This is a genomic window from Streptomyces sp. NPDC037288 (assembly GCF_055603265.1).
The window spans coordinates 1-23,441 of the sequence record NZ_JBVJVY010000043.1; the positions used below are offsets into that span (position 1 = coordinate 1).

General features: G+C 72.0%; 20 protein-coding genes. 16 read left to right on the forward strand and 4 right to left on the reverse strand.

Annotation, left to right across the window (positions count from 1 at the left end; translation table 11 throughout):
• Positions 1-289: 289 nt before the first annotated feature.
• The 4 genes from ACZ7GZ_RS34065 (at position 290) to ACZ7GZ_RS34080 (ending at position 4,324) form a co-directional block, all read left to right on the forward strand.
• A complete protein-coding gene (locus ACZ7GZ_RS34065) occupies positions 290-1,117 on the forward strand; it encodes an alpha/beta fold hydrolase (RefSeq protein WP_471030229.1) in 828 nt (275 codons plus the stop codon).
• A gap of 65 nt (positions 1,118-1,182) precedes the next feature.
• Entirely contained in the window at positions 1,183-2,154 is a 972-nt protein-coding gene (locus ACZ7GZ_RS34070) for an aldo/keto reductase (protein ID WP_471030231.1), read from the forward strand.
• An 83-nt stretch (positions 2,155-2,237) separates the two neighbouring features.
• Complete coding sequence (locus ACZ7GZ_RS34075; RefSeq protein WP_471030234.1) at positions 2,238-2,804, forward strand: TetR/AcrR family transcriptional regulator; 567 nt, start codon at positions 2,238-2,240, stop codon at positions 2,802-2,804.
• Complete coding sequence (locus ACZ7GZ_RS34080) at positions 2,801-4,324, forward strand: MFS transporter (RefSeq protein WP_471030236.1); 1,524 nt, start codon at positions 2,801-2,803, stop codon at positions 4,322-4,324. Before ACZ7GZ_RS34075 ends, ACZ7GZ_RS34080 begins: the two co-directional genes overlap by 4 nt.
• A gap of 22 nt (positions 4,325-4,346) precedes the next feature.
• Here ACZ7GZ_RS34080 and ACZ7GZ_RS34085 read toward each other — a convergent pair whose 3' ends face one another.
• The gene (locus ACZ7GZ_RS34085) at positions 4,347-6,014 is read right to left on the reverse strand and encodes a multicopper oxidase family protein (protein ID WP_471030237.1); all 1,668 of its coding nucleotides are present in this window, start codon (positions 6,012-6,014) and stop codon (positions 4,347-4,349) included.
• Between the two features lie 122 nt (positions 6,015-6,136).
• Entirely contained in the window at positions 6,137-6,808 is a 672-nt protein-coding gene (locus tag ACZ7GZ_RS34090; protein WP_470995465.1) for a lysophospholipid acyltransferase family protein, read from the reverse strand.
• A gap of 367 nt (positions 6,809-7,175) precedes the next feature.
• Here ACZ7GZ_RS34090 and ACZ7GZ_RS34095 point away from each other — a divergent pair, with 367 nt between their 5' ends.
• The 3 genes from ACZ7GZ_RS34095 (at position 7,176) to ACZ7GZ_RS34105 (ending at position 9,491) form a co-directional block, all read left to right on the forward strand.
• Positions 7,176-8,351, forward strand: coding sequence for a glycerophosphodiester phosphodiesterase (locus tag ACZ7GZ_RS34095; protein ID WP_471030239.1), 1,176 nt, complete (start codon positions 7,176-7,178; stop codon positions 8,349-8,351).
• A 90-nt stretch (positions 8,352-8,441) separates the two neighbouring features.
• Positions 8,442-8,948 carry an RNA polymerase sigma factor gene (locus ACZ7GZ_RS34100; RefSeq protein WP_471030241.1) on the forward strand — a complete coding sequence of 169 codons (507 nt, stop codon included), beginning with the start codon at positions 8,442-8,444 and terminating at the stop codon, positions 8,946-8,948.
• Between the two features lie 45 nt (positions 8,949-8,993).
• Positions 8,994-9,491, forward strand: coding sequence for a GNAT family N-acetyltransferase (locus ACZ7GZ_RS34105; RefSeq protein WP_471030243.1), 498 nt, complete (start codon positions 8,994-8,996; stop codon positions 9,489-9,491).
• A 30-nt stretch (positions 9,492-9,521) separates the two neighbouring features.
• Here ACZ7GZ_RS34105 and ACZ7GZ_RS34110 read toward each other — a convergent pair whose 3' ends face one another.
• Complete coding sequence (locus tag ACZ7GZ_RS34110; protein WP_471030246.1) at positions 9,522-9,962, reverse strand: hypothetical protein; 441 nt, start codon at positions 9,960-9,962, stop codon at positions 9,522-9,524.
• Positions 9,943-10,302, reverse strand: coding sequence for a hypothetical protein (locus ACZ7GZ_RS34115; protein ID WP_363215939.1), 360 nt, complete (start codon positions 10,300-10,302; stop codon positions 9,943-9,945). Before ACZ7GZ_RS34115 ends, ACZ7GZ_RS34110 begins: the two co-directional genes overlap by 20 nt.
• Before the next feature lie 88 nt (positions 10,303-10,390).
• On the opposite strand from ACZ7GZ_RS34115, the gene ACZ7GZ_RS34120 reads away from it, so the two are divergent.
• The 9 genes from ACZ7GZ_RS34120 to ACZ7GZ_RS34160 all read left to right on the forward strand — a co-directional run bounded on the left by ACZ7GZ_RS34120 (position 10,391) and on the right by ACZ7GZ_RS34160 (position 23,248).
• A complete protein-coding gene (locus ACZ7GZ_RS34120; protein ID WP_471030248.1) occupies positions 10,391-11,041 on the forward strand; it encodes an HAD family hydrolase in 651 nt (216 codons plus the stop codon).
• Positions 11,042-11,385: 344 nt separating this feature from the next.
• Entirely contained in the window at positions 11,386-12,420 is a 1,035-nt protein-coding gene (locus ACZ7GZ_RS34125) for a methionine ABC transporter ATP-binding protein (protein ID WP_471030317.1), read from the forward strand.
• Positions 12,417-13,154, forward strand: a complete 738-nt coding sequence (locus ACZ7GZ_RS34130) for a methionine ABC transporter permease (RefSeq protein WP_471030250.1) — start codon at positions 12,417-12,419, stop codon at positions 13,152-13,154. The genes ACZ7GZ_RS34125 and ACZ7GZ_RS34130 overlap by 4 nt, the downstream gene beginning before the upstream one ends.
• Positions 13,155-13,224: 70 nt before the next feature.
• Positions 13,225-14,055, forward strand: a complete 831-nt coding sequence (locus ACZ7GZ_RS34135) for a MetQ/NlpA family ABC transporter substrate-binding protein (RefSeq protein ID WP_471030252.1) — start codon at positions 13,225-13,227, stop codon at positions 14,053-14,055.
• Positions 14,056-14,302: 247 nt separating this feature from the next.
• Positions 14,303-14,941, forward strand: coding sequence for a GNAT family N-acetyltransferase (locus tag ACZ7GZ_RS34140; protein WP_471030255.1), 639 nt, complete (start codon positions 14,303-14,305; stop codon positions 14,939-14,941).
• Positions 14,942-15,030: 89 nt separating this feature from the next.
• Positions 15,031-16,254 (forward strand): precorrin-6y C5,15-methyltransferase (decarboxylating) subunit CbiE, encoded by a 1,224-nt coding sequence (cbiE, locus tag ACZ7GZ_RS34145; protein WP_471030256.1) that lies wholly within the window; start codon positions 15,031-15,033, stop codon positions 16,252-16,254.
• Positions 16,255-16,598: 344 nt separating this feature from the next.
• Entirely contained in the window at positions 16,599-20,966 is a 4,368-nt protein-coding gene (cobT, locus tag ACZ7GZ_RS34150; protein ID WP_471030258.1) for a nicotinate-nucleotide--dimethylbenzimidazole phosphoribosyltransferase, read from the forward strand.
• Positions 20,967-21,108: 142 nt separating this feature from the next.
• Entirely contained in the window at positions 21,109-22,341 is a 1,233-nt protein-coding gene (gene cobA, locus ACZ7GZ_RS34155; protein WP_471030261.1) for a uroporphyrinogen-III C-methyltransferase, read from the forward strand.
• Between the two features lie 88 nt (positions 22,342-22,429).
• Complete coding sequence (locus ACZ7GZ_RS34160) at positions 22,430-23,248, forward strand: TrmH family RNA methyltransferase (protein WP_471030264.1); 819 nt, start codon at positions 22,430-22,432, stop codon at positions 23,246-23,248.
• The last annotated feature ends 193 nt before the right edge of the window (positions 23,249-23,441 follow it).

A 23,441-nucleotide genomic window follows, 5' to 3' on the forward strand; every position in this document is an offset into this window, starting at 1 on the left:
AAGTGATGAGTCGCATCGATACGTCGAAAGGCCTCAAACTGGCACAGCGACAGAACTCTCATACCGGCATGAGGCATACCTGAACGCCCACTGAGAACCCGTACGAAGTCGAAGGGGCCCGGACATCCCGTCCGGGCCCCTTCGCGTTGCCACCACCGCGCTCGATAACGGATGGGATTCGGCCAGTGGCCGAAACCTTGACGCCCGCATACCCGGAGGTAACTATTCCGCTTACCGGTTCGGCATTGCCGAACGCCGGTCGATCATTGCCGAGCAGGAAAGGGACGTCATGCGCGCCAGACGTACACGACGGACAGTCCGCCTCCTCACCGTCACCGCGGTGGCCGCCCTCTGCGCCCTCGGCCTCACGGCCCCCGCGGGCGCCGCCGGCACTCCGCCGCCCGGCGCCGACAACTGGTCGTGCAAGCCGGACTCGGCCCATCCGCAGCCCGTGGTCCTGGTCAACGGCACCTTCAAGACCTCGTACGAGAACTGGCTGACCCTCTCGCCCGCGCTGGTGAACGCCGGGTACTGCGTCTTCTCCTTCGACTACGGCGGCTTGGAGACCGCTCCGGTCCCGGACTCCGCGGCCGAACTGCGCGACTTCGTGAACGCTGTGCTCGGCGCGACCGGCGCCAAGAAGGTGGACGTCGTCGGCCACAGCCAGGGCGGCATGATGCCCCGCTACTACGTGAAGTTCCTCGGTGGCGCGACCAAGGTCGACGACCTCGTCGGCATCGTCCCCTCCAACCACGGCACGAGCAACCCGCTCGCCCTCGCGGCCGGCGCCACCGTGTGCCCCTCCTGCGTCGACCAGACCGCCGGCTCGGACTTCCTCCTGAAGCTCAACGCCGACCCGGAGACACCGGTCGGGCCCGACTACACGGCGATCGCCACCCAGCACGACGAGGTCGTGCTGCCGTACACCAGCGCCTTCCTCAACGGCCCCGCCTCCCACGTGACCAACGTGCTGCTCCAGGACCGCTGCCCGCTCGACACCACCGAGCACGACCAGGCGCCCAAGTCCCCGCTGGTCGAGCAGTGGGTGCTCAACGCCCTGGGGCGGAACGGACCGGCCGATCCCGCCTTCGAGCCGCGCTGCGTCAGCGCGGGCTGAACCCCGGGGAGCTGGGTAGATTGGTGCGCGACACCCGCCCTCAGCCGATCGTGCAGGGAGCCGCCATGCCGTTCAGCCGCCTGGCCGCCGCGACCACGCCCACCGCGCACCTCGGACTCGGTCTCGCCGCCGTCGGCCGTCCGGGCTACATCAACCTCGGCCGGGAGGAGGACCTCCCGGCCGAGCGCACCGTGGACGCCCTGCGCGAGCGTACCCACGAACTCCTCGACGCCGCCTACGCGCAGGGCGTCCGCTACCTGGACGTCGCGCGTTCCTACGGCCGCTCGGAGGAGTTCCTCGCCGACTGGCTGAACGCCCGCCCCGATGTGAACGACGTGGTCGTCGGCAGCAAGTGGGGCTACACCTACACGGCGGACTGGACGGCGGACGCCGAGACGCACGAGGTCAAGGACCACAGCCTGGCCACGTACGAGCGGCAGCGCGCCGAGACCGACGCGCTGCTCGGCGACCGGCTCGACCTCTACCAGATCCACTCGGTGACCCCGGACAGTCCGGCCCTCACCGACAAGGACCTGCACGCCCGGCTCGCCGAGGCCGCCGCCCAGGGCCTGACCGTCGGCTTCTCCACCAGCGGCCCCGCCCAGGCCGACGCCGTCCGCGCCGCCCTCGCCGTGACCGTCGACGGCGAGCCCCTCTTCCGTACCGTCCAGTCGACGTACAACGTGCTGGAGACATCGGCGGCACCCGCACTCGCCGAGGCCCACGACGCCGGGCTCACCGTGATCGTCAAGGAGGGCATGGCCAACGGCCGGCTGGCCGCGCCGCACGCACCGCAGGTGCTGAAGACCATCGCCGAGGAGGCCTCCCTCGGCTGCGACGCCGTGGCCCTCGCCTGGATCCTGCGCCAGCCCTGGGTGGGTGTCGTCCTCTCCGGCGCCGCGACCGTCACCCAGCTCGCCTCCAACCTGCACGCTCCCGCCGTCGACCTCGACGCGGACCGGCTGACGCGTCTCGCCACGCTCGCCGAGGACCCGCGCGCCTACTGGGAGCGGCGCGGAGAGCTGCCCTGGCACTGACGATCACCCGCTCTGACCAGCGGCTATGAGTCACTCATGCCTAATGTGAGACATGAATGTCTCATGTGGGCTATCCTTGTCTCATGGCCCTCGACCGTGACCAGGTGCTGCGCAGCGCCGCCGCCCTGCTGACCCGTAAATCCACCGCGACCATGGACGAGGTCGCCAAGGCCGCCGGGATCAGCCGGGCCACGCTGCACCGCCACTTCGCCGGGCGTGACGCGCTCGTCCGGGCGCTGGAGGCGCTCGGCATCGAGGAGTGCGAGGCGGCCCTGGACGCGGCCCGACTGGACGAAGGCCCGTCGGGGGAAGCCGTCCACCGGCTGATCCGCGCCATCGAGCCGTCGGCCGGCCTGCTGGCCTTCCTCTACACCGAGAACCAGCTCTTCGAGGGCGAGGAACAGAACCAGGGCTGGGCCCGCATCGACGAACGCCTCACGGCCCTGTTCCGGCGCGGGCAGGAGAGCGGCGAGTTCCGCATCGACCTCACCCCGGCCTGGCTCACCGAGGCGCTCTACGGCCTGCTGGCCTCCGGCGCCTGGGCGGTGGCGGAGGGCCGGGTGGCCGCCAAGGACTTCACCTACATGATCGTCGAGCTGCTGCTCGGCGGCGCACGACGTACCCACGCCCAACCAAGAGAGGAATCATGACCAGCACCCTGCAGCCGGCGAAGGCGACGGAGGCGGTGAAGCGTCCGGGCCGCTGGCTCGCGCTCTCCGTCCTCGTCCTGGCCGTGCTGCTGGTGGCCGTCGACGCCACCGTCCTCGGCCTGGCAACCCCGTACATCAGCGAGGACCTCAACCCCTCCGGCACCCAGCTCCTCTGGATCGGCGACGTCTACTCCTTCGTCATCGCCGGTCTGCTCGTCTCCATGGGCAGCCTCGGCGACCGCATCGGCCGCAAGCGGATCCTGCTCGGCGGTGCCACGGCGTTCGGCGCGCTGTCCGTCCTGAACGCCTATGCGACGACTCCCGAACTCATGATCCTGGCGCGGGCCCTGCTCGGTGTCGCGGGCGCGACGCTGATGCCCGCGACCCTCGCCCTGATCCGCAACATCTTCCACGACGCGCGCGAGCGCAGCCTCGCCGTGGGCATCTGGGGCGCGACCGCCTCCGCCGGTACGGCCGTCGGCCCGATCACCGGCGGTTTCCTCCTCGAACACTTCTGGTGGGGCTCGGTCTTCCTCATCAACCTGCCCGTGATGGCGGTCCTGGTCCTGGTCGGCATCCGCACCCTGCCCGAGTCCCGGAACCCGAACCCCGGTCCCTGGGACCTGAGCAGCGTCGTCCTGTCGCTGGTCGGCATGATCGGCATCGTGTACGCCGTCAAGGAGGCCGCGACCAGCGGCTTCACCTGGCCCACGCTCGCCGCCGGCCTGCTGGGCGCCGCCGCGCTCTACGGCTTCGTGCACCGCCAGCTCACCATGCCGGCCCCGCTGCTGGACATGCGCCTGTTCCGGCGCCGCGGCTTCAGCGGGGCGGTCCTCGCCGACCTGCTGACCGTGCTCGGCATGTCCGGTCTGGTGTTCTTCCTCTCCCAGTACCTGCAACTCGTCCAGGGCAGGCGCCCGTTCGAGGCGGGTCTGGCCGAGCTGCCCGCCGCCGTCGGCGCGGTGGCGGCCGGCCTGGTCGCGGGCCGCGCCGCCCGCCGCTTCTCGGTACGGGCGGTGGTCTCGGGCGGTCTGGCGGCCGTCGGCCTGGCCCTGGCAGCGCTGACGACGCTCGGTCAGTCCACCGGATACCCGGTCCTCGGCGCCGCCCTTCTGGTCGTCGGGATCGGCGCGGGCTTCTCCTTCACGGTCACCGCGGACGTCATCCTCTCCAGCGTCCCCAAGGACCAGGCGGGCGCGGCCTCGGCGGTCTCCGAGACGGCGTACGAACTGGGCGCGGCTCTCGGCATCGCCCTGCTGGGCTCCATCGTGACGGGCGTCTACCGCGGGTTCACCGGCCCCACGGGCGCCCCTGCCGCGGCCCACGAGTCGCTGGGCGCGGCGGTGGAGGCGTCGGCGCGCATGCCGGCCCACACGGCGACGGCCTTGCTGACGGCAGCACGCGAATCCTTCGTCCACGGCCTGACCCTGGCCTCAGGCGTGGGAGCAGTGGTCCTGCTGCTGACGTCGATCGCCGCGTGGTTCATGCTGAGGAACCAGAAACTGGAAAGCGCGGGGTGAGCGCGACCCGCCAGGGGCCTGCTCACCGTCGATAACCCAGCACCGTCATCATCCCGCTCTCCGAGTGGTACTGGTTGTGACAGTGCAGCATCCACAGCCCGGGATTGTCGGCGTCGAACTCGACGACCAGCTTGCGATGCGGCAGCACGATCGAGGTGTCCTTGCGGGCACCCACCGCGTCCAGTCCCGCGAGCGCGAACGTGTGGCCGTGCAGATGCACGGGGTGCCACATGTCGGTGGCGTTGACGAGGGTGAGCCGGACCCGCTCGCCGGCCCGGACGGGATGCCGCTGCCGTACGTCGTAGGGCTTGTGGTCGAACCCCCAGTCGTACCTCTCCATGCTGCCGGTGAGCCGGATGCGCATCTCGCGGTCGGGGTGGCGGTCGGGGAGGGCGACGGAGTCGGCCGGCTTCAGCCGGCGGGCGGGGACGACCTTGCCGTCGAGCTCATCCGGGCGGACGTCCGGCGCCGGAAGGTTTTTTCCCTTGTCGGTGCGCAGGACGGCGAGCGCCTTGCCCTTCTTGCCCTCGGGGAGGGCGACGAGGGGGAAGACGCCGTCCTTGGCGGTGATCAGGACGTCGTAGCGCTCCGCCATGCCGATGAGCAGGGCATCGGTCTCCTTGTGCTCCACGGGGTAGCCGTCGGTGTGGGTGACGGTCATCCTGTGGTCGCCGAGCGCGACCCGGAAGGCGGTTTCGGAGCCCGCGTTGATGAGCCGCAGCCGGACGCGGTCGCCGGGGCGGCAGCGGAAGACCGAGGGACTGCCGCCCAGGCGCCCGTTGGCCAGGTAGAGGGGGTAGGCGACGCTGCCGCCCTCGCCGTTCAGCATGCGGCTGTGGGAATCGCGCAGCACCCGGGAGGGGCCCGTCGCGCGCTTGCGGGGCGACGACGCGTGCCCGCCCGCCGCGGACCGCCTGGACGGCGTCGCGTGCGCGCTCGCCGATGTGCGGGGACTCGGGGTGCCGTGCCCGGGGCCCATGGCCATGCCCGCCATCGCGGAATCGCTCCCGCCGGGCTTGAGCTGGGCGAGGACCTGCTCCGGCGTGGAGCCGTCCACCCCGTCCACCCAGTCGTCCAGGACGACGACCCATTCCTTGTCGTAGGCGAGGGGCTCTTTGGGATCGTCGACGATGAAGGGCGCGTACAAGGCGCGGTCGGGTTGCAGGCCGACGTGCGAGTGGAACAGATAGGTGCCCGGGTGGGCGGCGACGAAGCGGTAGGCGAAGTCGGCCCGGGAGGCGATGGCGTTCTGGGTCAGGTCCGGAGTGCCGTCCATGTCGCAGCGCAGACGCACCCCGTGGGAGTGCAGCGTGGTCGTGACGGGAAGCCGGTTGGCGAGGGTGAGGTCGAGGACGTCACCGGCGGTGACGCGCACCAGAGGGCCCGGGAGTGCCTCGTTGTACGCCCAGCTCCGGACGGACCTCCCGCCCAGGTCCAGCGTCGACTCGGCGGCAGTGAACCTGAACGTGCGGACGGGGCCGGTCCCGCGCTTGCGCTCGGCGGCGAGAACCTCCGGATCCGACGGATTGACGTACCCCTTGGGCCCCGGTGGCACGAACCGTCCCGCCCCGCTCCCGTGTCGGGGGCGCGAGGGGGGTTCGGATCCGGAACCGGAGCAGGCCGCCAGGAGTGCCGCCCCGGCGGTGGCGATCGGAGCACGGAGCAGGGTACGCCGCGAAGGTTTCTGCATGTCTGAATAAGACATGTTGTGTGCTCATATGGCGGGTAAATGCGGCGGAATGGCTGAAGTGTCGGGGCAGATTCCACCGGCAGGCGGACGGAACCGACCCACCGGCCGGTCCATCGGAAGATCTAGGCGGCCTTCGCCTTCGTGGCGTACATGTCCACGTACTCCTGCCCGGACAGCCGCATGACCTCGGCCATCACGGAGTCGGTCACGGCCCGCAGCACATAGCGGTCCCGGTCCATCCCCTCGTACCGCGAGAACTCCATGGCCTCGCCGAACCGGACGGTGACCCGGCCGGGCCGCGGGATGCCCCGGCCGCCCGGCTGCAGCTTGTCCGTGCCGATCATCGCGAAGGGGACCACCGGTGCGCCGGTCATCAGGGTCAGCCGTGCGATCCCGGTGCGCCCCCGGTACAGCCGGCCGTCGGGCGAACGTGTGCCCTCGGGGTAGATCCCGAAGATCTTCCCCTCCTCCAGGATCCGCCGCCCGGTCATCAGCGCGGCCACGCCACCGCTCGCGCCGTCCCGGTCCACCGGGATCATGCCGACACCGGTGAAGAACCAGGCCATCAGGCGGCCCTTGACGCCCTTGCCGGTGACGTACTCGTCCTTGCCGATGAAGAACACCTGCCGCTTGGTGACCACCGGCAGCACGATCGAGTCGATGAACGTGAGGTGATTGCCGGCCAGAATGACCGGGCCGTCCCCCGGAATGTGCTCCACGCCCTCCACCTGTGGGCGGAACATCAGGCGCATGATCGGTCCGAGCACTGCCTTGATGAGCGCGAAGCGGGACAACGGGTCCTCCGATGCCGAGGGGTCGATATGAGTCTGTGCAGGTGAGGACATTACTCGCGGCCCCGGGGTGGGCGCACATCGGGTGCGCCCGGTTCACCGAGGTCTTACGAAGAGTTGACGCTGGTTTACCTGCGGTGACGCCCCGGGGACGGCCCGTAACCCTCCGGTGGTGGTGTGACGGAGATCGCGCGGGAGGCCGGTTCACCCGGCGACACGGTCCCCGGCGGCCATTCGGACGGCCCGTCACCCCACGCTTGCCCGCAGGACACCCGGCAACACCCGCGTGTTCGGACCCAGGACTCCATTCGGTCATGTCCACGCCCCTACGATCGGTCCGCACTCACGAGCGGATGGCAGGAGGGCGCTGATGGGCAGCGACCAGGCGAACGAGAAGACGCAGGGCACCGGACGGCGGGCGATCCTCGGCGCGGCGGTGTTCGGCGCGAGCGGAGCGGTCCTCGGGCTGCCGGGCGTGGCCGAGGCGGCCGGGGCCCGGACGGGCGGACACGGCGGCCGGGGGCTGAAGGGACTGCCGGTGCCCACCATCATCGGCCACCGAGGTGCGAGCGGCTACCGCCCCGAGCACACCTTCGGCTCCTACGAACTGGCCCTGGACCTGGGCGCCGACGTGGTCGAGGCGGGCGACCTGGTGCCCACCAGGGACGGCCACCTCGTCTGCCGGCACGAGCCGGAGATCGGCGGCACCACGGACGTCGCCGCGCACCCCGAGTTCGCCGGCCGCAAGACCACCAAGGTCCTCGACGGCGTCTCCACCACCGGCTGGTTCACCGAGGACTTCACGCTCGCCGAGCTGAAGACCCTGCGCGCGATCGAGCGCATCCCGGCCAACCGGCCGCACAACACCCTCTACAACGGGCGCTGGGAGATACCCACGTTCGAAGAGGTCCTGAAGTGGCAGGACGAACAGACCCGCAAGCGCGGCAAGCAGGTCTTCATCTACCCCGAGACCAAGCACCCCACGTACTTCCGGGGGCTCGGCCTGGGTCTGGAGGAGCGGGTCGCCAAGCTGCTGCACAAATACGGCAAGGCCGGCCGGAACTCGCCGGTCATCCTGCAGTCCTTCGAGCCCACCAGTATCCAGAAGCTCAACCGGCTCGTCGACAACCCGCTCGTCGTGCTGCTCTCCTCGGCCGACAGCCGCCCCTACGACTTCGTCGAGTCGGGTGACCCGCGCACGGTCGCCGACCTCATCACCCCCAAGGGTCTGCGGGAGATCGCCGGCTACGCGCAGGGCATCGGCCCGACCCTGGACCTGGTCATCCCCAAGAACGCGGACGGCACCCTGGGCAAACCGACCACCCTGGTCTCCGACGCGCACAAGGTGGGCCTGATCCTCCACCCCTACACCATGCGCAACGAGAACCCCTTCCTTCCGGCCGAGTACCGCAAGGGCGGCGCGGCCGACGCCTACGGCGACTCCTTCGGTGCGTTCAAGACGTACTTCGCGACCGGCATCGACGGCGTCTTCACCGACAACGCCGACACCGGCGTGCTCGCCCGCGCGGACTTCCTGGCGGGCTGACCGCGTCAACGACCGGCCCCCCGCCCCCCGTTCGGGGTGTCTGTGCGCCGCCCCGGAAACCTGCTCCCGGGGCGGCGCGTCGTTCCGCATATGACGTACGACTTGGTGGCCGCCCTGCACCCGCTGCTCACCGCCGAGGCCTCGGCCGAGGCATATGCGGCCGGGAGTGAGCCCGGCGACCTGGAACAGGCCGTCTGGCTCCGCCTGCTGGAGCGCCTGGAGACCGACGGTCCGCCGCCGGACCCGCAGGGCTGGCTGCGCAAAGCGGTGCGCGCCGAGGCCCGCCGCAGCCGCCGTACCAACCGCCGGGAACGTCCGTACGGCACCGAGCCGGCCGACGACGCCCGCGCCGACCCCGAGCAGCACGTCATCACCGCCGCCCGGCACCGCGCCCTGCGCGACGCGGTCCGCCGTCTGCCCGGCCGCTGCCCCCGGCTCATCGAGGCCCTGCTCTCCCCCAGGGACCTGACATACCGGGAGATCGCGGGGGAGTTGGGTATCTCACAGGGCAGCCTTGGCCCGGAACGCTCCAGATGTCTTGGTTGTCTGCGCCGATTGCTCACACCGGAGGTTGCTTCCGGCGAAGTGCGGGGATAGGAGTGAGGGACGACAGATGATCAGGTGAGCGGGAGGCATGCGCACATGGGCATGAGCGTGACCATCTCGGTGGCGACCGAGCAGGACGCGGAGCAGATCTTCAGGCTCCAGTACCTGTGCTTCCAGAGCGAGGCGGCGCTGTACGGCAACTACCGCATCGACCCGCTGGTCCAGACCCTGGACTCCGTCCGCCAGGAGGTCGTCTCCGACTGCGTCTTCGTCGCCCGGCTCGGCGAGGAGGTGGTCGGCTCGGTGCGCGGCAAGGTCACCGAGGACGGCACGGCCGCCATCGGCAATCTCTGCGTCCACCCCCGCCTCCAGGGCCACGGCATAGGCGCACGTCTGCTGCGCGCGGCTGAAGCGGCGCTGGTGGAGGAGCGGGGTGCCACCAGGTTCCGCCTCTTCACCGGCCATCGCAGTGAGGGCAACCTCCGCCTGTACCGCCGCTCGGGTTACGAAACGGTGGGCCGCTCCAAGGGCGCGGACGGCGTAGAGATGATCATCCTGGAGAAGCGGGCCGGGACGTACGTTCAAACGGCGTGAGCCGAAGCGCCCCGCACCCGCGCCCGTGCTTCAGGCCTCCCTTTGGGCGGGCGCCTTCCGCAGCCAGTACATCGCGGAGAGCGGCAGCAGAACGGGAATGAAGACGTAGCCCATCCCGTACTTCGACCACACGGTCGCGTCGGGGAACGCCGAAGGGTCCACGATCGTCCACGTACCGACGATCAGCACACCGGCGAGCTCGGCGGCGCAGCACACCAACGCCGCCCGCCGAGCGGTCTCCCCGCCCCGGATCAGCGTGTACGTGATGAACCCGTACACCACGCCCGCCACCGCCGACAGCGCATAGGCGAGCGGTGCCCGATCGAACTCCGTCGAGATCTGGAACGCGGAACGCGACACCGCGCCGACCACCATCACGCCGTAGAACCAGACGAGCAGCATGCCCGGCCCGCTGATCAACCGGGCCGGCTTCTCCTCCACCGCCGTCACCTCAGCCTCCCCAGATGTCATAGAGCCGCACCTCCAGCACGGCCAGCACCACACCGCCGGCCGCCACCGTCACCGAGCCCCAACGGGTCCGCTCGGCCAGTGACATGAATCCCGCAGCCGGAACGCACGCGAACGCGCCCAGCAGATACGCCACGAAGATCGTCGTACCCTGCTCCGGCTTCTCGCCCCGCGCCAGCTGCACGATCCCGACCACCAGCTGGACCACGGCCAGCAGCGACACCACGGCCATGCCGATGAAGTGCCAGTCCTTGGTCGGCTGGTCGCGATAGGCGGCCCAGCCGCACCAGGCGGCGAGAAGCAGCGCGGCGACGCCGGTCACCAGCGTCAGGGCATTGAGCATGCGGTGACCTTATTACGGCGGAAACGGGCGCCGGCCGCCGACCCCGCCCGTAGGCCATAGGGTCTAGACCACACCGTAGGGTCTGGGCATGACGATCCACGCGCACGCCCTCCTGTTCGACAACGACGGCACCCTTGTCTCCTCCCTCGACTCCGTCGAGCGCTGCTGGACCCGCTGGGCCCGGGAGTACGGGGTCACCGCCGAGGAGTTCGGGCGTGTGGCGCTGCACGGGCGGCCCGCCGCCGAGATAGTCGCCGACCTGCTGCCCGCCCCTCGGGTACCGGAGGCGGTCGCACGGGTCGAGCAGCTGGAGGTGGACGACGTACCCGACGGAGGGGTGCGGCTCCTGCCCGGGACGCGGGACTTCCTGGACTCCCTGCCGGCCGACCGGTGGGCCGTCGTGACCTCCGCCACCCGGCGGCTCGCCGAGGCCCGCCAGGACGCCGTCGGCATCCTGCCCAAGACGCTGGTCGCCGCCGACGACATCACGCGCGGCAAGCCCGACCCCGAGCCCTACCTGCTCGCCGCCCGGCAGCTCGGCGTCGACCCGGCCCACTGCGTGGTCTTCGAGGACGCCCCGGCCGGCCTCCAGGCGGGCCGTGCCGCCGGAATGACCACCGTGGCGTTGGCCACAACCCACCGCGCCGAGGAGCTGGACGCCGATCTGGTGGTGAAGGACCTGTCGGCGTTGTCGGCACTGGTCACCGACGGGGGTGTGGAGATCTCCGTCCGTCGCTGACCCCAAGGCACCGGCTGTCCGCCGCTGTCCACTATGCGGACGGCGGCGGCCGGTCAGGACCGTACGTCTGGTTTACTGATCGCATGACCACGACGAGCTGCCGCATCCTTGCGACCGAGGCGACCATGACGCCCGGTGCTCGTTGTATGTGTCGCCTGATGTGTCGAATGTGCGCCTGCTAGAGGGCCCCCGCATCAGCTGAGCCTCGCGCCCCGAAGCGAGAGCCGCGGCATGTCCGTGCGCCGCAGTCCGTACGAGACGCACATCCACTCCCCATGCCTGAACCGCATGTACCCGTGCCCGGGCACACCCACGCCCGCGCACTCGACAGTGACGGAAATCCTGTGATCACCACCTCGGGCCTCACCAAGGTCTACCGCTCCCGCGGCCGAGAGGTCACCGCCCTCGACGGCGTCGATCTGCACGTCCGCGAAGGCGAGGTCTACGGCGTCATCGGCCAGTCCGGCGCCGGCAAGTCCTCCCTCATCCGCTGCGTCAACCTGCTGGAGCGCCCCACCTCCGGCACCGTGACCGTCGCCGGGCAGGACCTGACCGCCCTCGCCGGACGCGGCCCGCGCGCCGGCAAGGAGCTGCGCCGGGCGCGCAGCCGCATCGGCATGGTCTTCCAGCACTTCAACCTGCTCTCCTCGCGGACCGTGCAGGACAACGTCGAGCTGCCGCTGGAGATCCTCGGCAGGTCCGGGAAGGAACGGTCCCGCAAGGCGCTGGAGCTGCTCGACCTGGTCGGCCTCGCCGACAAGGCCAAGGCCTACCCGGCCCAGCTCTCCGGCGGCCAGAAGCAGCGCGTGGGCATCGCCCGCGCCCTCGCCGGCGACCCCAAGGTGCTGCTCTCCGACGAGGCCACCAGCGCCCTGGACCCCGAGACCACCCGGTCCATCCTCCAGCTGCTGCGCGACCTGAACCGGCAGCTGGGCCTGACCGTCCTGCTCATCACCCACGAGATGGACGTCGTGAAGGCGGTCTGCGACTCCGCCGCCCTCATGGAGAGGGGCCGGATCGTGGAATCCGGCACGGTCAGCGAACTGCTGGCCACCCCCGGCTCCGAGCTGGCCGCCGCGCTGTTCCCGGTGAGCGGGGAGCGCACGGACGCCGACCGGACCGTCATCGACGTCACCTTCCACGGCGAGGCCGCCACCCAGCCGGTCATCTCCCAGCTCGCGCGCACCTACAACATCGACATCTCGATCCTCGGCGCCGCCATCGACACCGTCGGCGGCCTCCAGATCGGACGGATGCGCATCGAACTGCCCGGCCGCTACGAGGACAACGTGGTGCCGGTCGGGTTCCTGCGCGAACAGGGCCTGCAGATCGACGTGGTGGGCCAGGAGGCCCTGCTGGTGAAGGAGGGGGCCAAGTGACCTGGTCCGAGATGCAGCCGCTGCTGTCGCAGGCGTGTACCGAGACGTTCCAGATGGTGCTGTGGTCCACCCTGATCGCCGTCGCCGCCGGTCTCCCGCTCGGCCTCCTCCTCGTCCTCACGGACCGGGGCGGCCTGCTGCAGAACGTCCTCGCCAACAAGGTGATCGGCCAGATCGTGAACGTCGGCCGGTCCATGCCGTTCATCATCCTGATGGTCGCCCTGATGAGCTTCACGCGCTGGGTCACCGGGACGACCATCGGTACCACCGCCGCGATCGTGCCGCTCGCCATCGGCGGCATCCCGTTCTTCGCCCGGCTCGTCGAGACGGCCGTCCGCGAAGTGGACAACGGTCTCGTCGAGGCCGTGCAGTCCATGGGCGGCAACACCTGGACGATCGTCCGCAAGGCCCTCGTCCCCGAGGCCCTGCCCTCGCTGATCGCCTCCACCACCACCACGGTCATCGCCCTCATCGGCTACTCCGCCATGGCCGGCACGGTCGGCGGCGGCGGCCTCGGCGACCTCGCCGTCCGCTACGGCTACCAGCGCTTCGAGACCCAGCTGATGTGGATCACCGTCGCGATCCTCGCCGTGGTCATCTCCCTCATCCAGTTCGCCGGCGACTTCGCGGCCCGCTCCCTGCACAGCCGCGGCGGCCGATCCGGCCCGGCGCCGAAGCTCCGCCTGCTGAAGGCGAAGGAGCCGGCGGCGGCCGACGTCGGCAAGGTCGCCTGAAGCACCTCCCTCTGATCTCCCCGTTCACCCACACACGGGGTCGCACCACCCATCAGGAAAGGCACTTTTCGTGCGTAACACCGCCAAGTTCACCACCGCCGTCCTCGCCGCCGGAGCCCTCACCTCCGGGCTGACCGCCTGCGGCTCCGGCAGCTCCACCGGCTCCCACGACTACAGCGGCCCGCTGGTCGTCGCCGCGAGCCCGACCCCGCACGCCGAGATCCTCGACTTCGTCAAGAAGAACCTGGCGAAGAAGGCGGGCCTCGACCTGGAGGTCAAGGAGTTCACGGACTACATCGCGCCGAACACGGCGACCGAGGACGGCTCGGTGGACGCCAACTACTTCCAGAACCAGCCGTACCTGGACGACTTCAACAACAAGCGCGGCACCCACATCGTGCCCGTCGTCACGGTGCACCTGGAACCGCTCGGCCTGTACTCCCACAAGGTCAAGAAGGCCGACGCGCTGAAGAGCGGTGCGACCATCGCCGTCCCGAACGACGCCGTCAACGAGGCCCGCGCCCTTAAGCTGCTCGCCGCCAACGGGCTCATCACCCTCAAGGACGGCGCCGGCAACGAGGCCACCCCGCGGGACATCGCCAAGAACCCCAAGAACCTCAAGTTCAAGGAGGTCGAGGCGGCCCAGACCCCGCGCTCCCTGGACGACGTGGACGCCGCCGTCGTGAACGGCAACTACGCCATCTCCGCCGGCCTGAAGCCCGCCAAGCAGGCGCTCGTCCTGGAGTCCGCGAAGAACAACCCGTACGCCAACTTCCTCGCCGTGAAGAAGGGCAACGAGAAGGACCCGCGGGTCAAGAAGCTCGCCAAGCTGCTCGTCTCGCCCGAGGTCAAGAAGTTCATCGAGGACAAGTACCAGGGCTCGGTCGTCCCGTCCTTCTGAGCCGACGGCGCCACCGTCGTACCGGCCGGCGAGGTGCTCACCTATGTCAGGGGCCACCTCGCGGACGAGTACAAGGGGTCCGTCCTGCCGGTCACCCAGAGCTGACGGCACGTAAACGGCGTTTCGCCACGCACGGGGTCCACTCCCTCACCGGGTGTGGACCCCGTTGTGCGGTTCAGTGGTTTCATGCTGCATGCTGGGCAGTTCAGCAGGCCCTGACGGTATTTCCGAAGTTACGGAGCGGCGCATGACTGGCACCTTTCCCAACGTCTCCATCAGCACGGAGCGGTTGGTCCTGCGCCCCTTCGAGGACTCCGACATCGAGGCCTTCGCCGACATGATGAACGACGAACTGGTCACCGCCTGGACCTCCGTCCCCCAGCCCTACACCGAGGCCGACGCCCGGGACTGGATCACCGCGGCCGCCCCCGCCGAACGCGCCGACGGCCGGGGCATCGTGTTCGCCGTCGACGAGTTCCTCACCCAGCGCCTGGTCGGCACCGTCCATCTGCGCAACACCGACTGGCGGGTGCGTTCGACGGAGATCGCCTACGTCATCGCCCCGTGGGCCCGCGGTGAGGGCTATGCCTCCGAGGCCGCCCTGGCCACCGCGCAGTGGCTGTTCCGCGACCAGAAGTTCGAACGCCTGGAGCTGCGCACCACCGCCGACAACACCGCCTCCCAGCAGGTCGCCCAGAAGATCGGCTGCATCAGCGAGGGTGTCCTGCGGAACGCCTGGATAGCGCGCAGCAGGTCCGGCGACGGCACATGGGCGGACGTCCGCACCGATGTCATCGTCTGGAGCCTGCTGCCCGAAGACCTGGCCGGGGCCGGCGAGCAGCTCGCCGACTCGGGCGGTTTCACGTCGTACTCGGACTGGAACTGAGCCCTCCGCGCCTCACCAGGTACCCTCACGGAGTCCCCCACGGGCCCCATCCCCCCTGAAGACCTGCGAAGACCTGGAGAGAGACGACGATGGCCGACCGGGTCACGGTGATCGGCTGGGACGGCTCGCCGCTGACCGACGCGGCACGCGCCGCGCTCGGCGCCGCCACGCTCGTGGCGGGCGCGGCCCACCACCTGGCGCTGCCCGAGGTCCCGCCCGCCGCCGAACGCGTCCGCCTGGGCAGCGTCGCGCTCGCCGCCCGCCGGATCGCCGCCCACCGCGGCACCGCGGTCGTGCTCGCCGACGGCGACCCCGGCTTCTTCGGCGTCGTACGCACCCTGCGCGCACCGGAGTTCGGCCTGGAGGTCGAGGTCGTCCCCGCCGTCTCCTCCGTGGCCGCCGCCTTCGCCCGTGCCGGCATGCCCTGGGACGACGCCCAGGTGGTCGTCGCCCACCCGCGCACCCTGCGCCGGGCCGTGAACGTGTGCCGCGCCCACACCAAGGTCGCCGTCCTCACCTCACCGGGCGCGGGACCGGCCGAACTCGGGCTCCTGCTGGAGGGCGTGCACCGGACCTTCGTCATCTGCGAGGAACTGGGCACCGAACGCGAGCAGGTCAGCGTCGTCACCTCCGACAACGCCCCCGACCACACCTGGCGCGACCCCAACGTCGTCATCGTCATCGGCGGCCCGGCCGGCGCGGCGGAGGGCGGCGGCTGGATCGCCGGGCGCGACCCGGGCACCGGACCGCGCGGCTGGGTGCAGCCCGACGAGACCTACGGCGACGGACCCGGGGGCCGCCTCGGCGAGGGCGAGACGGAGCTGCTGCGCGCCGCCCAACTCGCCCGCCTCGGCCCCCGCGCCGGCGACCTCGTGTGGGACATCGGCTGCGGCTCCGGTGCTTTCGCCGCCGAGGCCGCGCGCGCCGGGGCGGCCGTCATCGCCGTCGACCGGGATCCGCGGGCCTGCGCCCGGACCGAGGCGGCCGCGCGGCGGTTCGGCGTACAGCTCCAGGTGGTCCAGGGCACCGCCCCGCACGTCCTGGAGAACCTTCCCGAGCCGGACGTCGTGCGGGTGGGCGGCGGGGGAGCGGCCATCGTCTCCGCGGTCGCGGACCGGCGCCCGCAGCGCATCGTCACCCACGCGGCGACCCGCGACGCGGCCGAACTCGTCGGCCGTGACCTGACCGAGCACGGATACCGCGTCGAGTGCGCCCTGCTGCAGTCCGTCGAACTCGACACCCGGGCCTGGACGGAGACCGAGCGGAGCGTTGCGTTCCTGCTCAGCGGCATTCTCCCGGATCGCGCCCCGTGATCCGGTTGTCGTACCGCGCGCGGTAGGCTGGCCGATCGTTGTGCCACACCGGGCGGCCCGGAACTTCGTTCGCCAATGTCCGGAAAGCACGCCCGTTTTGGGGTGGGTGTGGTACTGCGGAACCGGAGGACGCGCAACGTGGCGCAGTCCACAGCGGACTGTCGCGGATCATGCTGTCGCGACGGCGGAACGGCCGGGACAATGCCACTGAATGGCTTTGTCGCCTTTTCCGGCGGGTCGTTCGTGCCGCTGGGCACGGACGCTCGTTCTTCACTACGGGCGGTCGGTGCGCCGTTCCGGGTGAGCTGGTCGTAGAAGCACTAACCGATGGGCGAGGGGTACGCATGACCGACACCGGCCAGGTCCCGGCCGAGGGGCAGCCGGAGAGCGCAGGCATGGTGGAGCAGCCGGGCGTCGCCGCGCACGGTGCGTACGCCTACCTCTCCGAGGCGCCCGCCGAGGACGAAGACCTTCTGCTGCCGGGTGCCCAGGGCGCGTGGGGCAACGAGGTGCCGCCACCCGCTCCGGAACCGGTCCTCGAGGCCGTCCACGAGCCGGGCCCGCACGAGACGGCCGGCCGGGACAGCGGCTCCGTCGACCTCAGCGGCGTCCGCCTGCCCGACCCGGCCCCGGTCTCCGTGCCGCCGTCGCCCCTCCTCTCGGCTCCGCAGGACCCGCAGTCCGCGGCGCAGCCGCCGCGCCGTCCGCTGCACCTCGGTCCGCCGATCCCCGACGCCTCCGCCAGCCCGGTGCGCTCCCTGGCCGACCGCGGACCGGCCGGCGCGCCGGTGCGGCAGCCCGGTCCGCCTCAGGCCGGTCCCGAGTACCTCGACGCACAGCCGCTGCACGACATGGCCCCGCAGAGCGCGGCCCCGTGGGGCGCGGCGCCCGCCGCCCCCGCCGCGGCCCAGGCCGGCACGCGGGCACCGGCTGCCGAAACCGTCGATCCGGCCGCCGTCCCCGCGGACGCCGCCGCCCAGGCCGAACCGTCCGCCGCCGCCCAGGCCGCCGTCGCCCGCCTCGCGAACCAGGCGGTCGTGCAGGCACCCGGTACCGCGCAGGTGGTGCACGGCCACGACGGCGTCCAGCCCGTGCACGGTCACGACGGCGTGTCCGCGGCTCCCACGGCTGCCGGGGTGCCTGCCGGAGCGGCTCCGGAGAGCGTCGAGCCGTTCGCCGCGGAGCAGGATCCGGGGCCGGAAGGTGCCCACCAGGTCCCTGCCGAAGGGAGCCAGGGCGGTCCGGACGCACCGGCCGCACAGCCCGTCGACGGCACGGCCGCCGTGGACAGCGGTGTTCCGGCCGACAGCGGTGACGGCGTGCCCGCGGTGCAGGTGCCGGTGCCGGATGCCGGGCCGGCCGTGACCGGGCCCAGGCCGGCCGTCGCCGAGGAGGCGGACGCGGCCACTGCTCACGCCGCCCCCGGGCAGGAGGCGCCGACGCATCCGGGCGAGCAGGGTGCCGTCGTGGGCCAGGAGCCGGAGGCCCAGGCGGCGCCGGGACAGGCACCGGAGGACGCGCAGGCCGACTCCGCCACCGAGGTGTCCGGGGCCGCTCAGCTGCCGGAGGATGCTCAGGTGGGCGGGGCCGTACAGCCGGGTGGGAGCACTCACCCGTCCGGAGCCGCTCAGCCGGGCGGGGTTGTACAGCCGTCCGTATCCGGTCAGTCGTCCGAGGGTCCGCAGCCGGGTGAGGTCGCTCAGCCGTCCGCATACGGTCAGCCAGGTGGGGGCGCTCAGCCGTCCGCAGCCGGTCAGCCGGGCGACGGCGCCCAGCAGTTTGAGGGCGTACGGCCGTCCGGGGCCGATCAGCAGGGTCAGAACCCACAGCTGTCCGAAGCTGCTCAGCCGTCTGGAGCCGCTCAGCCCGGCGAGGGCGTGGGTGTGCCGCAGGCGCAGGACGCGCCGGTCGCCGCCGATGCCGCGCAGGCTGTCACGGCCGCCGGCGGTGCCGTCGAGAGCGTGAGCACCGCCCCCGCACCGGAGGCGCCGGATGCGGCGCAGGCCGCCTTGGAGGCCGTCGCGGCCCAGGGCGAGGCCGCGGCCCCCGCGCAGGCCGGCCCGAACACCCCCGTCGCCGTGGAGCCGCAGCCCGGCGTGGTGCAGGCACCGCCCGCCGCTGCCCAGCCCGCGCCCGCCGCCGGAGCCGTACCGGCCCCCGCGCCGGTGGCCGTACCCGAGCCCGGCACCCCGGCCCCCGCGCCGCAGGCGACGGAACCCCAGGCCGTCGCTGCTGCCCCGGCCCAGGCCGCCGTACCGGCCCGGGCCGCCGCTGACGGCGCCGCCGAACCCGAGCCGCAGCCCTACCCGGCTCAGGGCCCCCAGCTGGCCGACCCCGCGGCGACCGCGGCCCCCGCGGTCGAGGTCCTGCCCGGCGCCCCGCAGGCCCCGGCCGCCGTCGTGCCGCACGCCGAGGACGCCGTCGAGCCGCCGGCCCAGCCCGTGACGGCCGCCCAGGACGCCGTCCACCAGGTCGCCGACGCGGTGGCCCCCGCCACCGGCCCGGGCGCACCCGCCGGCCCGCAGATCCAGCCCGCCGAGTCCGGCCCAGCCCCGGCCACCGCCGACGGCGAGCCGACGCCGGCCGACCCCGCCGACGGTTCCGCCGCGCACCCGCACACGCCCGGGCAGGCCGCCCCCGCCGACCGGACCGACCAGGCCGAGCCACTGTCGTCCGGCGCTGCGCAGGAGCCGCGCCCGGAGCAGCCGCTCGGGCAGTTCGTGCCGGTCGAGGGACAGGTGCCCACCACCCCGCACCTGGCGCCGACCCCGCCGCAGCCCCTGGTCCTGCCCACGGAGGACACGCAGGAGCCGGTGGTCATGGTGCCGGCGCCGCGCGACGGCGAGCCGGCCCCGGTACCGGCGGCGTCGGACGGGGAGCAGGCCCCCGGTGTCGTACAACGCGCGGAAGACCTGCAGACCACACCCGACGACCAGGAAGAAGAGACGGCCGCCATGGCCGAAGCACGACAGTCCACCGGCCCCGCCGCGCCCGGCTACGCCGACGCCGAGCGTGAGGCCGTCCTGAAGGTCATGCGCGAGCGCCGCGACATCCGCAACGGCTTCCGCAGCGACCCCATCCCGCACGAGGTGCTGCTGCGCGTCCTGGAGGCCGCCCACACGGCGCCCTCCGTGGGCCACTCGCAGCCCTGGGACTTCGTCGTCATCCGCTCCGCCGAGACCCGTCGGACGATGCACGAACTGGCGATGCGGCAGCGCGAGGCCTACGCCAAGTCGCTGCCCAAGGGCCGGGCCAAGCAGTTCAAGGAACTGAAGATCGAGGCCATCCTCGACACCCCGGTCAACATCGTCGTCACCGCCGACCCCACCCGCGGCGGCCGGCACACCCTCGGCCGTCACACCCAGCCGCAGATGGCGCCCTACTCCTCGGCGCTCGCGGTGGAGAACCTCTGGCTCGCCGCCCGCGCCGAAGGCCTCGGCGTCGGCTGGGTCAGCTTCTTCGACGAGCGGGAGATGGTCCGCGCGCTCGGCCTGCCCGAGCACCTGGAGGTCGTCGCCTACCTGTGTGTCGGGTACGTCGACGAGTTCCCGGACGAGCCGGAGCTGATGCAGGCCGGCTGGTCCAAGCGACGCCCCCTGTCCTGGGTGGTGCACGAGGAGACGTACGGCCGCCGCGCCCTGCCCGGAGAGGAACCCCACGACCTGCTTGCCGAGACCGTCGCACAGATCCGCCCGCTCGACGCCAAGGCGCTCGGTGAGGCATGGGAGCGCCAGAAGCGCATGACCAAGCCGGCCGGCGCGCTCGGCATGCTGGAGATCATCTCCGCGCAGCTGTCCGGGCTGTCCCGGCAGTGCCCGCCGCCGATCCCGGAGCCCGCGGCCGTCGCCATCTTCGCCGGCGACCACGGCGTGCACGCCCAGGGCGTCACCCCCTGGCCGCAGGAGGTCACCGCCCAGATGGTGGCCAACTTCCTCGGCGGGGGAGCGGTCTGCAACGCCTTCGCCAGCCAGGTCGGCGCGGAGGTGTGCGTCGTGGACGTCGGCGTCGCCGCCGACCTCCCGGCCACCCCGGGCCTGCTGCCCCGCAAGATCCGCGGCGGCACGTCCGACATGACGACCGGCCTCGCGATGTCCCGCGAGGAGGCCAAGCAGGCCATCGAGGTCGGCATCGAGACCGCCCGCGACCTGGTGGCGGCCGGCAACAAGGCACTGCTCACCGGCGAGATGGGCATCGCCAACACCACGGCGTCCGCCGCGCTGATCTCCGTCTTCACGGGTGCCGACCCGGCGGAGGTCACCGGCCGCGGCACGGGCATCAACGACGAGACCCTGGCCCGCAAGACCGAGGTCGTCCGTCGCGCCCTGGACCTCCACCAGCCGGACCCGGCCGACCCCGTCGGCGTCCTGGCCGCGATCGGCGGCTTCGAGCACGCGGCCATGGTCGGCCTGCTGCTCGGCGGCGCCTCGCTGCGTACGCCGGTGATCCTGGACGGCGTCAGCGCCGGCGCCGCGGCCCTGGTCGCCCGCGCGATCGCCCCCGAGGTGCTGGCGGCCTGCATCGCGGGCCACCGCAGCGCCGAGCCCGGCCACGTCGCCGCCCTCAACAAGCTGGGCCTGCGCCCCCTGGTCGACCTCGACCTCCGCCTGGGCGAGGGCACCGGCGCGCTCCTGGCCCTGCCGCTGGTCCAGAGCACGGCGCGGGCGATGCACGAGGTGGCGACCTTCGATTCGGCGGGTGTCACCGAGAAGTAGGCGTCACGGCACGGGTGGTCCGGTGTTCACTTGCCGGACCACCCGGTGCCCTCTGCCCTGCACCTAGCTAAAATCGCACGTCAGGGCCGCTCCGAAGGTGCAGCGCGCCCCCACCGCACAGCTGCACGAGGAGTCGCCCCTCATGGCCGAACACCCCGCCTACCCCGTAGGCCTCCGCCTCTCCGGCCGCCGCGTGGTCGTCCTCGGCGCCGGCACGGTGGTCCAGCGCCGCCTCCCGGCACTCATCGCGGCCGGCGCGGACATCGTCGTCGTGTCCCCCGAGGCGACCCCCTCCGTCGAGGCAATGGCGGACGCGGGAGAGATCACCTGGGAACGGCGCCCCTACACGGACGGCGACCTCGCGAACGCCTGGTACGCCCTCATCGCCACCAGCGACCCCGAGGCCAACGCGCAGGCCTCCGCCGAAGCGGAGCGCCACCGTGTCTGGTGCGTCCGCTCCGACGACGCCGACCAGGCGACCGCCTGGACCCCCGCGACCGGCCACAGCGAGGGCGTCACCGTCGCCGTCCTCACCACGGACGCGCGCGGCCGGGACCCCCGCCACACCGCCGCCATCCGCGACGCGGTCGTCGAGGGACTGCGCGACGGCACCCTGGTGGCGCCCCACCACCGCAGCCGCACCCCCGGCGTCGCCCTGGTCGGCGGCGGCCCCGGCGACCCGGATCTGATCACGGTCCGCGGGCGCCGGCTGCTCGCGGAGGCGGACGTCGTCATCGCCGACCGGCTCGGCCCGCGCGACCTGCTCGCCGAACTCCCGCCGCACGTCGAGGTGATCGACGCGGCGAAGATCCCGTACGGCCGGTTCATGGCCCAGGAGGCCATCAACAACGCGCTCATCGAGCACGCAAAGCAGGGCAAGTCGGTCGTCCGGCTCAAGGGCGGCGACCCGTACGTCTTCGGCCGCGGCATGGAGGAACTGCAGGCCCTCGCCGAGGCGGGCATCCCCTGCACGGTGGTGCCCGGCATCTCCAGCTCGATCTCGGTGCCGGGCGCGGCCGGCATCCCGGTCACCCACCGCGGGGTCGCCCACGAGTTCACCGTCGTCAGCGGGCACGTGGCCCCCGACGACGAGCGCTCCCTGGTCGACTGGCCGTCCCTCGCCAAGCTGACCGGCACCCTGGTGATCCTCATGGGCGTCGACAAGATCGGGAAGATCGCCGAGACGCTCGTCGCGCACGGCAGGTCGCCGCAGACCCCCGTCGCGCTGGTCCAGGAGGGTACGACGGCCGCGCAGCGACGCGTCGACGCCACGCTCGCCACGGTCGCCGAGACGGTACGCGCCGAGGACGTGAAGCCGCCGGCGGTCATCGTCATCGGCGAGGTCGTGCGGGTCGGCCCGCAGCCCGCCGCTTGATCACCCGCCCTCGATCATGCGTAACCCGGGGTAACACAACCCGTTCCGAGCCGTTGGCACCGCACCCAGGACAAGGCAGTATCACTCTGTGGCCGATCTCATCACCGTTGAGGATCCCGAGGACCCGCGCCTGCGCGACTACACAGGCCTGACCGATGTCGAGTTGCGCCGCAAGCGCGAGCCGGCCGAGGGTCTGTTCATCGCCGAGGGCGAGAAGGTCATCCGCAGAGCCAAGGAAGCGGGCTACGAGATGCGCTCCATGCTGCTCTCGGCCAAGTGGATCGACGTGATGCGCGACGTCATCGACGAACTCCCCGCCCCGGTCTACGCCGTTACTCCCGAACTCGCCGAGCAGGTCACCGGCTACCACGTGCACCGCGGCGCGCTCGCCTCCATGCAGCGCAAACCGCTGCCGACGGCCGCCGAGCTGCTCCGCTCGGCCCGCCGGGTCGTGGTCATGGAGTCGGTCAACGACCACACCAACATCGGTGCGATCTTCCGCTCGGCTGCCGCGCTCGGCATGGACGCGGTCCTGCTGTCGCCCGACTGCGCCGACCCGCTGTACCGGCGCAGCGTCAAGGTGTCCATGGGCGCGGTGTTCTCGGTGCCGTACGCCCGTCTGGAGACCTGGCCGAAGGGCCTGGAGTCGGTCCGTGAGGCCGGCTTCAGCCTGCTCGCGCTCACCCCGGACGACAAGGCGCGCTCCCTCGACGAGGCCGCCCCGCACACGATGGACCGGGTGGCTCTGATGCTCGGCGCCGAGGGGGACGGACTGTCCACGCAGGCGCTGGTCGCCGCCGACGAATGGGTCCGCATCCCGATGTCCCACGGCGTCGACTCACTCAACGTGGGCGCGGCCGCGGCGGTCGCCTTCTACGCGGTAGCCACCGGCCGCCCCCGCCCCTGACCCGCCGCCCGGCTCTCCCTCAGGAGGCGGGCCGCGCCTCGGCGCGCCGCTCGCTGGCCGCAGCGACGCGTGCCTCCCCTCCCGGAGGGTCGGGTGTGTGCCGGAGGGTTGGGTGTGCCCTTGGAGCCACAGCCGCGACGCGGGTCACCGCCCCCCTCGAAGTCCAAGTCGACGCGGGGTGCCGCCATCCCCC